Below are 13,808 nucleotides of genomic sequence, written 5' to 3'. Positions count from 1 at the left end.
CTGACTCCGCAACCAGGACAGCCCCGGCCCACCGAAGTGGACCGGGGCCGCCGACTAGCTGGTCAGCTGCAGCCGGAGGTGCTGCCGCAGCCTTCGCAGACGTAGCAGGAGCCGCTCGGGCGCATCTTGGTGCCGCAGGTGAAGCAGAGTGGTGCGTCCACCGAGGTGCCGGTGATGAGTTCGAACATCTCTGCCGTCGTACGCGCCTCGCCCTTGACCGGCTTGGCGGCTGCCGCGTCGACCGAGGCATCCGCCTCGACGGCCGCGACGGCTTCAGTGGTCTCCGACGACGAAGCAGGCTTGACGGCCTTCAGCGAGTCGGCCTCGGACAGCTCGACCGGGGCTTCGTACGACCCGGTGTCGAGCTGGCGGGAACGCTCTTCGGCCGAGTAGATGCCGAGGGCGGCCCGCTCGTCGAACGGCAGGTGGTCGAGGGCCAGACGGCGGAAGATGTAGTCCATGATCGACTGCGCCATCCGGACGTCCGGGTCGTCGGTCAGACCGGCCGGCTCGAACTTCAGGTTGGTGAACTTCTGGACGTAGGTCTCCAGCGGCACCCCGTGCTGCAGGGCGACCGAGACCGCGATCGAGAAGGCGTCCATCACACCGGCCAGGGTCGAACCCTGCTTGCCCATCTTCAGGAAGACCTCGCCCAGACCGTCGTCCGGGTAGGAACCGGCGGTCATGTAGCCCTTGGCGCCACCGACGCTGAAGGACGTCGTGCGCGACGGGCGCGACTTCGGCAGACGCTTGCGGGTCGCCCGGTACTCGACGACCTTCTCGACGACCTTTTCAACAACAACCCCGGAGGTGTCGGACCCGTTGGCCTTCGCGGTCTTCGAGTCGGACAGCGGCTGACCGACCTTGCAGTTGTCGCGGTAGACGGCGAGCGCCTTCAGGCCGAGCTTCCAGCCCTGGAAGTAGACGTCCGAGATCTCCTCGACGGTGGCCGACTCCGGCAGGTTGACCGTCTTCGAGATGGCGCCGGACAGGAACGGCTGGGCCGCCGCCATCATCCGCACGTGGCCCATCGGCTTGATCGAACGCTCGCCCATCGCGGTGTCGAAGATCTCGTAGTGCTCGGTCTTCAGGCCGGGAGCGTCGACGACGTGACCGTGCTCGGCGATGTACTCGACGATGGCCTCGATGGTCTCCTCGGTGTACCCGTGCAGGCGCAGCGCCCGCGGCACCGTCTGGTTGACGATCTGCATCGAACCGCCGCCGACCAGCTTCTTGAACTTGACCAGCGAGAAGTCCGGCTCGATACCGGTCGTGTCGCAGTCCATCATGAAGCCGATGGTGCCGGTCGGCGCGAGCACCGAGGCCTGCGCGTTGCGCCAGCCGTTCTTGGTGCCGATCTTCAGCACGCCCTCCCACGCGGCGGTGGCGTGCTGCTGGACGTCCTTGTCGATCTGGTGCACGGTACGGATCGCGTCGTTGGCCGCGGCGTGCTTGCGCATCACCCGGGTGTGCGCGTCCTTGTTCCGGGCGAAGCCGTCGTATGGGCCGACGACCCCGGCGAGCTCGGCCGAGCGACGGTACGACGTACCGGTCATCAGCGAGGTGATCGCGCCGGCCAGCGCGCGGCCGCCGTCGGAGTCGTAGGCGTGGCCGGTCGCCATCAGCAGCGCGCCGAGGTTGGCGTAGCCGATACCGAGCTGGCGGTAGGCGCGGGTGGTGTCGCCGATCGCCTCGGTCGGGAAGTCGGCGAAGCAGATCGAGATGTCCATCGCGGTGATGATCAGCTCGACGGCCTTGACGAAGTTGGCCGAGTCGAAGGTGTCGTCGTCCTTCAGGAACTTCATCAGGTTCAGCGAGGCCAGGTTGCACGACGAGTTGTCGAGGTGCATGTACTCCGAGCAGGGGTTGGACGCGGTGATCCGGCCCGTCTCGGGAGTGGTGTGCCAGTCGTTGATGGTGTCGTCGTACTGGATGCCCGGGTCGGCACACGCCCACGCGGCGTGGCTGATCTTGTCGAACAGCTCGCGGGCGTCGACGGTCTCGATGATCGAGTTGTCGATCCGGGCCCGCAGGCCGAACTCGCCCTTCTCCTCGACCGCGCGCATGAACTCGTCGGTGACGCGCACCGAGTTGTTGGCGTTCTGGTACTGCACGGAGGTGATGTCGCGGCCGCCGAGGTCCATGTCGTACCCGGCGTCGCGGAGGACGCGGATCTTGTCCTCCTCGCGCATCTTGGTCTCGACGAACTCCTCGATGTCCGGGTGGTCGACGTCCAGCACGACCATCTTGGCCGCGCGGCGGGTGGCGCCACCGGACTTGATGGTGCCGGCGGAGGCGTCCGCACCGCGCATGAAGCTGACCGGACCGGAGGCGGTACCACCGGAGGACTGCAGCAGTTCCTTCGACGAGCGAATGCGGGACAGGTTCAGACCGGCACCGGAGCCGCCCTTGAAGATCAGGCCCTCTTCCTTGTACCAGTTGAGGATCGAGTCCATCGAGTCGTCGACGGCGAGGATGAAGCAGGCCGACACCTGCTGCGGGGACGTCGTACCGACGTTGAACCAGACGGGCGAGTTGAAGCTGAAGTACTGGTGGAGGAGCATCCAGGCCAGCTCGTGCTCGAAGATCTCGGCGTCGCCGGGAGTGGCGAAGTAGCCGTAGTCCTCACCGGCCTTGCGATAGGTCTTCACGACCCGGTCGAGCAGCTGCTTGAGGCTGAACTCGCGGTTGTCGTGACCGACCGCACCACGGAAGTACTTGGTGGTGACGATGGTGGAGGCGTTCACGCTCCAGAAGTCGGGGAACTCGACCCCGCGCTGCTCGAAGACGGTCTCGCCGGTCTTCCAGTTCTGCTGGACGACATCGCGGCGCTCCCACGTCACGTCGTCGTAGGGGTGGACGCCCTCGGTGGTGAAGATGCGCTCGATGGTGAGTCCCGTGGACGCGTTCTTGCGTCCCCGGAACCCGGCCGCCGACCTTTTGGTCGACCCCGAATGGCCGGTCACCGTCTCTGTCATGGTTACTCCTCGACTCGTCTGTACTGCTGCTGCGGTCTGTCGGGACCGCCCCGTTGGCCTTACTTGGGCAATGCGGTACTGCACGTGCTACTTCCCCGTTAACGTCTGTGGTGTTCTTTGGGTACGGCGCACGGCTAGGCGCGAGCCGTCGGCTCCGTGCCCGCGGGCTCTTTCTCAGCCCGGAGCAGCGCGATCTCGGTCTCGAAGTCGTCAGCCGACTCGAACTGGCGGTAGACGCTCGCGAAGCGCAGATACGCCACCTCGTCGAGCTCCCGCAAGGGACCGAGAATCGCCAGGCCCACCTCGTGCGCCGGCACCTCTGGCGACCCGGCGCCCTTCAACGCGTCCTCGACCTGCTGGCCGAGTCGCGCCAGAGCGTTCTGGTCGACCGGCCGGCCCTTGCAGGCCTTGCCGACGCCCCGGATCACCTTGTCGCGGCTGAACGGCTCGGTCGCGCCGGACCGTTTCACCACTGTCAGCTGCATCTGCTCGACCGTGGTGAACCGCTTGTCGCAGACCGGGCACTGCCGGCGGCGGCGGATCGCTCCGCCGTCCTCGGCAACCCGGCTGTCCACCACCCGGGAGTCCGCGTGACGGCAGTAAGGACAGTGCATCGCGAACCACTCCTCCCGAGAGTCGATCAGTCGTCCCGCAAACCGGTCACAACCCGGTGCGGCGCCCCGCTAGCGGTGCCGTCTGGGGATAAACCTGGGGACAACCTGTGTATGACTTGTTGATGGCCTGTGGTTAACCGACCACAACCTGTGGACTAACTTCACCCGTGTAACTACTACATCTAGGGATACCGTACGCCCGGCCTCCGACAGAAGCAAGCAGGGTCAAGGCCCCCGCGTGGGCCCGGCGTGTCGTTACCCAGGCAACATAATCGGGCACGTTCCGAGACGGGAATATGACCATCGAAACCGGTGTTCAGGGTGCTAAGGCGTACCCCAGCGCGACACAACCGGAGGCCAACGCGCGGTCATCCACAGGAGGTCGGGAGAAGAACTCACCCTGCGGCCAGACCACTCCGCCAACAGGTCCGAAGGCGGCCCGGAAGCGGTCGATCTCGGCGGCGACGAAGATGTCGCCCTGAAGTCGCTCCCCCGCCCGCAGTCCGGCGGGAGTCGGCATCGAAACCTCGACCGCGATCGTGCCGTAGCGCGCCGAACAGCGCGCGCTCAGCTCGCGCAGCACCTCGACTGACCACTCGGACAGCTTCTGCGCGGCCCGCCGCTCCGACCGGCTCTGCGACTCCAATGGGCTGAGCAGATCACCGGACAACGAGATCGCCGTCGGATGCGGCTCAGCCGCGGGACCGAGAGTGTGCTCGACGATCACCGTGCCCCAGGCCTTGCTCTGGAAGCCCGCCTTCACCGCCCGCAGCGGACCCCCGCCATGCACCGCGGTCTCGAACGCCGCCGCCGCGAGCTGCTCGGTCGTCGCCTCGAGGTCGTGCACCAGCTCGAACGGCTCCCCACGGGGTGCCAGCCGAGCGACTCCGCTCGGCCGGCACCCCAGCTCCACCGCCACGTCACAGGCCCGGCCGAAGACGGACTCCTCGTCATCCGGCGACCAGATGCTGATCGACAGATGCGGTGGCTGTGGATAGAGCGCGTCTTTCGTCACTTGCCCAATAGTCGCAGCATCGCGGTCACCTGCTTGTTGGTCGGTACGAACGCGGTGACCAGATCACCGGTGGTGGCGTTGAACTGCGCCACGAACCACTTGCCGTCGATCCGGGCCAGGTGCGCCTGCGTCGCGGTCGAACCACTCGACCACGGGAACACCTTCGAGCTGCGGGCCGTCCGCTGGATCAGCGCGCTCCAGTCGTCCATCCGGCCCTTGCCGACCTCGCGGCCGAACCACTGCGCCGCATGCCGGTCGAACGAGTGCTTCAACCCGTGATCGGTGATCTTCGGGATCACGCACGCGTTGTGGACCAGCAGCCCGGCCACGCCGACGTGATACGTGTGGATCCCGTCGACCTTGAGGTTGTACGCCGTGGCGAGCCGGGCCGTCGCGAACCGCAGGCCGCCGACTGTCAGGCGGCTGCCGTCGGCCGAGCGGACCTGGTCGCCGCGATCGAGCTCCCCGGCCGGTTCGAACCGCTGGTCCGTCTCATTCCAGAACGGGTGGTTCGCGGTGGTCGTGACGATCTCGCCATCGACCTCGAGGTCCACCACCTGGTCGGAATGCTCGAACACCTTGCTGACCTTGCGGGCGGCCTGCTCCCCCGTCTCCGGGTCCGTCGCCAGCACCTCGTCCCCGACCTCGACCTCCGAGATCGGCTTCTTGGTCCCGTCGGCCATCAGCACCACGGTCTCGCCGGTGAAGCTGCAGGCCTTCGCGGCCGTCTCAGCCGCGTCATCCAGCAACCGGGTGGCCGGACGGGCCGACCGCAGTCCGACGCTCAGGAACTTCCCGACGCCGAACATCAGCACACCCTCGGCACAGCCCTTGCCAAGCCCCCGCAGGTAATCCCCGACGGAATGCTTGCGCCCGAGCAGCACCCCGGCCACGGTGTTGACCACGGCACCGCCCGCACAGGCCACCAGAATCTGCGGCACCGCGCCGCTCGGGTCGGTCGCGTCGACCGGATCGCCGTTCACGTAGTTGTAGAGGTTCGGCCCGGCACCGGTGAACCCGGCCGGGTCCTCCGACAGGAAGCGGCCCGTGCCTGGCTCGTACCACCGGGCCCGCTGGAACTGCAGCCCCGCGGGCACTCCCGGCCCAGACTCGCGCCCGGTGAACCGCACCGGGTTCGTGTCGTCCGCGAGGCTCGACCGCCCCTCGCCGTACGGACCGTACGTGTACTCGGCCGCAAGCGTCGAAGCCCCAGGAGCCGTCCGGGCCACCACTGAGCCCAGGCGATCCGTCAGCAGGGCTGAGGCGCCACCAGTGCCGTCGAGCCCGTCAACCCTTGCAACGGCCGAGTCAGTCCCCAGCCCGCTGAGGTAGGTGGCATCAGCAGCACCAGGCCCATCCTCGACGAGCAGGTTGTCGCCGTCGTAGCGCAGGTTCCACGTCTCGCCGCCGACGGTCGTACCGATGCGCCGGCCGAGCGGGTCGTACTTGATCGCGGCAGCACCGACCGCGCCCGTCGTACCGGCCAACTGGCCCCGGGCGTTCCAGGAGTACGTCGACGTGCCGTCAGACGTCAGGTTGCCCTCGTTGTCGTAGGAGCGGGTTACGCCGTCCAGTGAGGTCAGACGGTTCGCTGCGTCGAATACAGCGGTTGTAACCGGCTCTGGCAGGTCTGCCCGCGCCCAAGTACCACCAGTGCGATCGAGACGTCCTGCGCTGTCGTAGTGGTAGGTGAGATCCCCTAGCGACTGAGCGCCCGCACTGAACCTCAGACTGGTCAGAGCGCCCGCAAGGTCGTAGTCGGCCGTACGGACGATCCCGCCAGGCAACGTCTGCGTCTTGAGCCGCCCGGTCGAGTCGTACCCGTAAGAGGCCTCGACCGTTCCACGAGTCACCTTGGTGAGCCGGTCGGTCCTGTCGTAGTCGTACGTCGTATCAGGCAGACCTGGCACCTTGAGCACCCGCAGACGGTCTATCTCGTCCCAGACCCGCGTGGTCGTGCCCTGAGGCGTCGTCTCGCTGGTAAGCCGGTCCCGCTCGTCATAGCCGTAGGTCACCGCTCCCGCGCCCGGTGTGGAGTCCGTCACCGACTCGAGACGGCCCTTCGCGTCGTACACCGAGGTGAGCGTCGACTCGTACTGGTACGCCCCAGGCGAGCCCGTCCGGCCGAAACCGGTAAAGACCTCGCGCTGCAACTCGTCGTACCTGTACTCGGTCGTGAGACCTCTGCGATCCGTAACCGTCTCAGGCCGTCCGAGCGCGGTGTAGGTGTACGTCGTATCCCGCCCGAGCTGGTCCGTCATCCGGTGGACCCGATCGGCCGCGTCGTACGCCCAGGTGGTGATGCCGTCCCGGGCGTCCTTCAACGACTCGAGATTGCCGTTCTGGTCATAGGTGTACGTCGTGACGGCACCCGCCGGGTCCTTCGTCGACAACACCTGATTCGCCGGGTCGTACTGCACGGTGTTGACGCCACCGTCGGGTCCGACCGTCTCCACCACGCGTCCGGCCGCGTCGATGCCGTACGACGTCTTGCGCCCGAGCGGATCGGTCACCTCCGACGTGACGCCGTCCAGATACTCGTACGTCGTGGCACCCGCGCCATCCGGCGTCTGCTTCACCAGCAGGCCGTCGCTGTTCCACTCGAAGGTGGTCTTGCGGCCTTCGGCGTCGGTCGTGGTCGCGACGTTGCCCGCGGCATCGAACGTGTACCGGGTGGTGTTGCCCACGGCATCGGTCGTCGAGTCCATCGCGCCCTCGGGCCCGTTGTACGTCGCCGTCTCCTGCTGGACGACACCACCGACCGTGGTGGTCGTCGACGTCGCCTGCTGGTTCGCGTTGTACGTGCTGGTGATGACGCGACCATCCGAGTCAGTGGTCTTCGTCGGCACGTGGCTGGCCGGGTCACGCTCGACCGAGTAGCCGCGTTCCTTGGCGGTACCGACGGCGCTCGCGTCCTTGGCGAGATAGCCGGCCGCGTCGTACTCCACGACCCGCTTGGCGCCGGACGGATCGGTCACCGTCGTCTTGACCACCTTCTTGCCGGTGGCGTCGAGGACATAGTCGAACTTGTAGAGGCCGCCATCCGCGAGCTGCTGCTGGATTACGCGGTTGTTGGTGTCGTAGGTGTTGGTGAGGAAGAGCTGTTGTTTGGCGTCCGTGATGGTGGTGAGGCGCTTCGAGGCGTCCCAGCCGTACGTCGTGACGCCGCCGTTGACGTCCGTGACCGTCTTCAGCAGACCGTTCTCGTAGGTGTACGAGACGGTTCGGCCCGCGTTGTCGTGGATGGCGGTGACCTGACCGGCCGTGTCGTAGTCGTAGGTCAGCCAGTAGCCCTCGGACGACGTGACCGCGACGACTGCGCCGATCTGGTTTCCCCAACCATTCTTGGCGATACGCCGGATCTGCACGTAGTGACCGAAGCGGTCGCGAATGCCCTGCAGCGGCGCGAGTTCGCCGTACACCAACGTGGTTCCGTCCCGCAGCCGCAGGTCCCAGCCGCGGCCGTTCCAGATCAGCGTCGACCCGGCGAACTGGCCGATCGTGCCGACGGCCGCGAACGCCGCGTCCGAGTAGCCGGTGCCCGCCGACGTACGGACGAAGTGAACCTGGGTGCCGTCGATCAGGTTGAGATCGGCCTCCTGCCATTGGCGTTTGGAGGTCAGGAAGGTGTCGTACGTGCCGATCGTGCCCCAGCCGAACGGGCGCGCGCGGCCGTCGCCGGAGTTGTACGAGCGCTGCGCGTCGATCGGGATGAACCCGCCCAGCGTCAGGTCGGACTGGTTGTAAGTGAACCGCCCGGTGCCGAGATCGACCGGGTCGCCGGCCGAGCCCAGCGCCTCGAGAATGCCCTTGCCCAGTGCCTCCAGCCAGCCGGAGACGTTGATCATCGCGCCATCGAAGTTCTCGATCGCGGTGTCGTAGTCGGGCTTGACCTGCTTACCGTCGGCCGTGACGGTGCCGGTGCCGTAGACCTCCCAGCCCTCGGCGTACTTCTCGTGGGTCCAGAAGTTCACCTGCGTGCCGGGCTTCTGGTCCAGGTAGTTCGGGTAGTAGATCTTGCCTTCGCCGCCATGCAGCTCACCGCCGGCGGGCTGGACCGTGAAATACACCGGCACCTGCACGCCCTTGGGCATCGGGATCGGCGTCCGGTCCACCGGAATCGGCGTGATGCCGACTCGCGTAACCGGCTTGCCGTCCGCGTCCGTGATCGTCACGCCCTTGGGCAGGTGGACCTCCAGGCCCGGGACCTTCGACGTCTTGATCACCGTCGGACCGGTCGTCGGCGAGGCGATCGACATCTCGTTGGCCGTGTCCAGAATCGGCAGATACGGCTGGTAGAACAGCTTGTTCCGGCCCTTGAAGAGATTCACTTGTACGTCGAAGTAGCCGTACTTCGCCGTCCGCGTGGACGCCGTCCGGCCGTCCATCACGAACAACCAAGTCCCCTGCGGCAGGCGACTCAACACGAACGAGCCGTCGTTCCGGGTCTTCACCGCCCGGTCGGCCACGCGCACGGTGACGCCGGCGAGCGGTTTGCCGTCGGTGCGCAGGATCTTGCCGGTCAGCGAGGCGTCGCGCTTGCGCGGATAGACCGGGGCCTGCGCCGGCTCGTCCTCATCAGCCGTCGAGCGGTTGTCGCTTGGTGTTGCCTTGGGCAACTGACGACGTTCCGGCTTGTCCTCGTCGCTGGTCGATGAGGCGGAATCGGGTGCCAAGGCAGGAGCGTTGGCGACCGTCAGACTCGCGGTCCCGGCGGAAAGCTCGCTCGGGTCGACGAACAGCGTGTACGTCCCGGCCGTCGGCAAGGTGTAGGTGAGCGAGCTGTTCAGCGACAGGCACATCGACGTCAGCTGCGTGCCCGCCGAGTTCTGCAGGCGCACGAATCCGCCGCACGACGGGTAGTTCGACGCCGTGAGTGTCGCCTTGATCTTCTGGCTCGCCGTACCGGTGAAGGTGACGCGCGCCGACTGGCCGACCACGGTCGTCACGCTCACCGCGGCACCACCGACGGTCGCCGTCTTCGTGATGTCCGCGGGCACCGAGTAGAGCCGCACGGTGGTTCGGGTCGTCACCGCGTAATCCGGATCGACGACCAGCTTCCAGGTTCCCTCGGTGAGCGCGAGAGTGTCGATCAGCATGCCGCCACTGGATTCGTAGCAGCTCGCGCTCTTCTCCGTCGTACCGTCCGGCCGGAGCAGCTTGAAGTTCACGTCGTACTGCTTGGCGGCCCAATCGACCAGGCTGCAGCCGATCAGCACCCGCTGGCCCGCGGTCGCCGGGAACGAGAGCACCGCGCCCTGCCCGACCGAGGTGTCGAACGTCGAAGCGGCCGCGCCGATCGTCGTACTGATGGCGAGATCGGCGGGTACGGCGATGAGGCGGATCGTGGCGCCCGCGTTCGCGTTCAGGCCCGGGTTCATCTTGACCGTCCAGTTGCCATCGGTGGCGATGGCCGTGCTGGTGTCGAAGAGCTCACCCTTGAACGAGCTGTAGCAACTACCCGAGTCGGCGCGAGTGCCGTCGGGCCGGAACAGCTCGAAATCGATGTCGTACTGCTGGTCCGGCGTGGTCAGGGTGCAACCGACGTAGAACCGCTGGTTCGCCGCCACCGGGAAGACGACGGACGCGTTCTGCCCGGGCACGAGGTTGACGACCGGGCTCGAGCCGAGCGCCGAGTTGGTCACCACGTCAGCCGGGACCGAAACGGCCCGCAACACCGGGCTCAGCAACAGCGCGCGCTTCGGGTCGACCGTCACGGTCCAGGTGCCGTCGGTCAACGCCCGCGTGTCGAACAGGATGCCCTTGTCGGACGTCGAACAGGTGCCGGATTCGACCCTGGTACCGGCCGGGTTGAGCAGCTGGAAGTCGACGTCGTACTCGTGACCGGCGATCGCGACACACGTCACCATCACCCGCTGACCCGCTGTCGCCGGGAAGGTCATCCGGGCGAGCTGGCCGGGCTTGGTGTTGCCGACCGGCTTGGCCGCTTCGTCGACCGTGGCGGGTACGACGACGTCGGCCGGGATGGCGTTGACTCCTACGTCGATCGTGCCCGTCTGCGCGCCGTACGGCTCGACCAGCAAGAGGTATTCGCCGGTTTGCGGCAGCGTGTACCGGTCGGCGAGGTAGTCCATGAAGTAGCTCCAGGTCTGATCCCGGTGCAGGAATGACCCGTCGGGACCGCGGAGCGTGACCTTGCCGTTGGACGTGCTGGTGAGTGCCGTGGCCAGGTCGATGTGGACCAGCTGGCCTTGCGTACCGGTGAAGCTCACCGAGCCGGTCTGGCCGGGCTTGGTGATGCCGAGGCGCGCGGCCGTGCCGTCGATCGTAGTCGTGGCCGACACAGGCGGCGGGACCAGCGTCACCTGTGCGGTGTAGGTGCCGAGGTCGAACTGATACGGGTTGATGTCCACGGTGTAGACGCCCGTCTCCGGCAGCAGGACCGCGCTGAGGTAGCCACTGTCCGAGGTGCCGTAGAACGTGCCAGTGCTGTTGAGCTTCTGGCCCTGCGGTCCCCACAGCACGGCGCCATGGGCGAGCTTGTTCGGCGCGGTGAGCGTGGTGAAGACGAGCTGGCCCTGCGTGCCGCTGAAGGTGAAGGTCGCGTGCGACGGGGCCGCGGTCGTGGTCAGGCTGCCCACCGGGCCGTCGATCGTCAACGCGGCGGTGAGGTCCGCGCTCTGGCGGGCGGTCACCGTGAACGTTCCGGTGGTGGGATCCCGTGGGTCGAGCTCGATCATGTACGTCCCGGCCGCGGCCGAGCGCGGCAGCTCGAGGAACTCCTTGCCGCAGATGGTCTCGACGACCACCACGGCACTGCGGTCCGGCGCCCAGATGTGCGCCTCGTAGCAACCGCTGATCGTCTCGTCGATCTGGAAACCGAGCCGCTTGCCGGGAGTGCCGTCGATGCTGAACAAGGCGAGCTGGTTCGACGTGGCCATGGTGATCGTGGCCGGGGTGTCCACGCTGAGGTGGGTCGACGCCGCGACATCGGCGGCCAGGAACGGCGCCGGCGGCACGGTCACCCGGTCGGTCGACGTCACCAGTCCGGCGCGGGTGCGGACGGTGACCTTGCCGACCACGCCGAACCCGGGAGCTCGCAGCGTGAGGCTGGTGGGTGACGCCGTCAGCACCTGGAGCTTCGTGCCGTTGATCGAGACGTTGTTGCCGGTAGTAGTCGGCGCGAAGTTCGCACCCGACACGGTCAACGTGCCCGAGCGGTCGACGATGGCGGGGCTGACGGTAGCTACCTGCGGTGCCGTGAGAAGTGCGACCTGGGCGGCCTGCACTGTCGTACCCGCCACGGTGACCGTGACCGGCCCGGACGCGGCACCGGCCGGCACCGTCGCGACCAGGTGGTTGCGCCGGTGCGAGGTGATGGCGGCTGCCGCTCCCCCGATGCTGACCTGGACCTGGGCGGGATCGAGGCCGAAGCCGGTGCCATAGATCTCGTACGAGTCGCCGACGACGACCGTGGCCGGGCCCGCCTGGACGACCTTCAGCTGGTCGGCGGGCAGGCTCTGCGTCGCGGTGATGTTGCCGACGGCGTCGTACTGGTACGCGACACCCGCGCCATCCGACGTGAACACGGCCTTTACCCGGCCGGCCGCGTCATGCGCGTAGAGGACCTCGCCACCCATCGGCACCACTGGCTTGGTGACCGCCGACGCGGCGCTCGTACCGGCGGCGTTGATCGCCTGCACGGTGAACGTGTACGGCGTGCCGTTGGTCAGACCTGTGATCGTCGCGCTGTCCTCGAGGCCGACCGTCGTCTTGATGCCGCCCGGGTTCGCGGTCAGGGTATAGCCGGTGATCGCGGCGCCGCCGTCCTTCGGCGTGGTCCAGCCGACCGTCGCGCGCCCATCGCCCGGAGCCACGGTGACGCCCGTGGGCGCGAGTGGCGCCGTCGCCTTCTTGAAGTATCCGCGGAGCCGCACGATCAGCTTGGTCGCACCACTCGCGTAGAAGGTGGTCTGACCCGCAGCGGAGATCTTCACCGTGTCGTGCGAGGCGGTGCTGACGGCGTTCGCGTAGTGCACGGACGAGTCCGCCGGGCGCGTCGTACCGGCGGCGTACGACGTGAGAGCGCCCGCCGCCGTCGGTGCCGAGGCGACCACGTTGGCGTCGATCGCGGCGACGGTCGCAGCCGCTGGTACGCCGTTGGCGCCGGCGAACGTCGCGGTCGTCGTACCGGCTGCCGCGAGTGCCACGTTGTTGACGACGGTCGCGCGTGCCACGGGGACGTACGACGCGGCGGCGGTTGTTGCGGTCGGCACCGAGTAGTAGCCGCGCAGGCGCACGGTGAGCTTGGTGGCACCGCTCGCGGAGAACGTGACCTGTCCGGTGCTGGAGAGTTTGACGGTCTCGTAGTTCGACTGGCTCACGCTCACGGGGTAGTTGACCGTCGCGTCTGCCGGAGCCGTCGTACCCGCGGGGTAGGTCTTGATCACGCCTGCCGCGGTCGGGGCCGACGCGACGACGTCCAGCGCCACAGCGGCGACACTGGCCGCCGCGGGGATGCCGTTCGCCCCGGCGAGCGTGGCGGTCGTCGTACCGGCTGCCGCGAGGGAGACGTTGTTGACGACTGCGGTCGGCGCCAGCGGTACGAACGTCGCTCCAGCGGTCACGGCCGACGCGGACGTGTAGTAGCCGCGGAGGCGGACCCACACCTTCGACGCGGCGCTCGAGTAGACGCTGATCTGGCCCGTCGCGGAGACCGGTACGACGTCATAGCTGGCGGTATTGCGTCCGGTGACGAAGTTGGTCGTACTGTCGGTCGGACGCGTCGTACCGGCCGCGAAGGTCTGCACGTAGCCCGCGGCCGTAGTGCCGATCGCTGTCACCTGTACCGCGACTGCGCTGACCTGGGCGGCGGACGGGATGCCGTTCGCGCCTGCGACTGTGACGGTGCTCGTCCCGGCCGCGGCGATGGCTACGCCGTTCACGACGGTCGCTGGCGCTACTGGCACGAACTGGCCGGCGGCGGGTTGTAGGGCAGGTGTTGCGGCCTGTCTCGCCTGTTGTTGCTTCGGCGCTTGGGTGGGCTCGGCTGTGGCCAGTGGATTAGGCCCTAGCAGCGAGGCCAAGAGTGAGACGGCAACGAGCATGACGGTGCTACGGCGCGACACGGAACCCCCAGAAATCCTCAACGATTGAACGCGACTCCCCCGGCGGCCGATCTACCGGCCGCCGGGAGTCTAAACGGATCTCGTGGGTTTCTAACAGGGGGTTATGCGGGAG

General features: G+C 67.5%; 4 protein-coding genes. All 4 read right to left on the bottom strand.

Annotation, left to right across the window (positions count from 1 at the left end; all coding sequences use genetic code 11):
• Window positions 1–62: 62 nt before the first annotated feature.
• Window positions 63–2,978, bottom strand: coding sequence for a vitamin B12-dependent ribonucleotide reductase (locus tag OG394_RS39890; RefSeq protein ID WP_328992578.1), 2,916 nt, complete (start codon window positions 2,976–2,978; stop codon window positions 63–65).
• A 134-nt stretch (window positions 2,979–3,112) separates the two neighbouring features.
• Entirely contained in the window at window positions 3,113–3,592 is a 480-nt protein-coding gene (gene nrdR / locus OG394_RS39885) for a transcriptional regulator NrdR (RefSeq protein ID WP_328992577.1), read from the bottom strand.
• Window positions 3,593–3,908: 316 nt separating this feature from the next.
• A complete protein-coding gene (locus tag OG394_RS39880; protein WP_328992576.1) occupies window positions 3,909–4,607 on the bottom strand; it encodes a hypothetical protein in 699 nt (232 codons plus the stop codon).
• Window positions 4,604–13,696 carry a polymorphic toxin-type HINT domain-containing protein gene (locus OG394_RS39875; protein WP_328992575.1) on the bottom strand — a complete coding sequence of 3,031 codons (9,093 nt, stop codon included), beginning with the start codon at window positions 13,694–13,696 and terminating at the stop codon, window positions 4,604–4,606. The genes OG394_RS39880 and OG394_RS39875 overlap by 4 nt, the downstream gene beginning before the upstream one ends.
• Window positions 13,697–13,808 lie beyond the last annotated feature (112 nt).

The organism is Kribbella sp. NBC_01245 (assembly GCF_036226525.1).
In the GTDB taxonomy this organism is placed as follows: domain Bacteria; phylum Actinomycetota; class Actinomycetes; order Propionibacteriales; family Kribbellaceae; genus Kribbella.
This window is presented reverse-complemented; position numbering and strand designations above follow the sequence as displayed.

What these genes read in the sequence shown, in the direction of transcription:
- OG394_RS39890 (WP_328992578.1), bottom strand. Translation starts at nt 2,978, where the DNA reads ATGACAGAGACGGTGACCGGCCATTCGGGGTCGACCAAAAGGTCGGCG.
- nrdR (WP_328992577.1), bottom strand. Translation starts at nt 3,592, where the DNA reads ATGCACTGTCCTTACTGCCGTCACGCGGACTCCCGGGTGGTGGACAGC.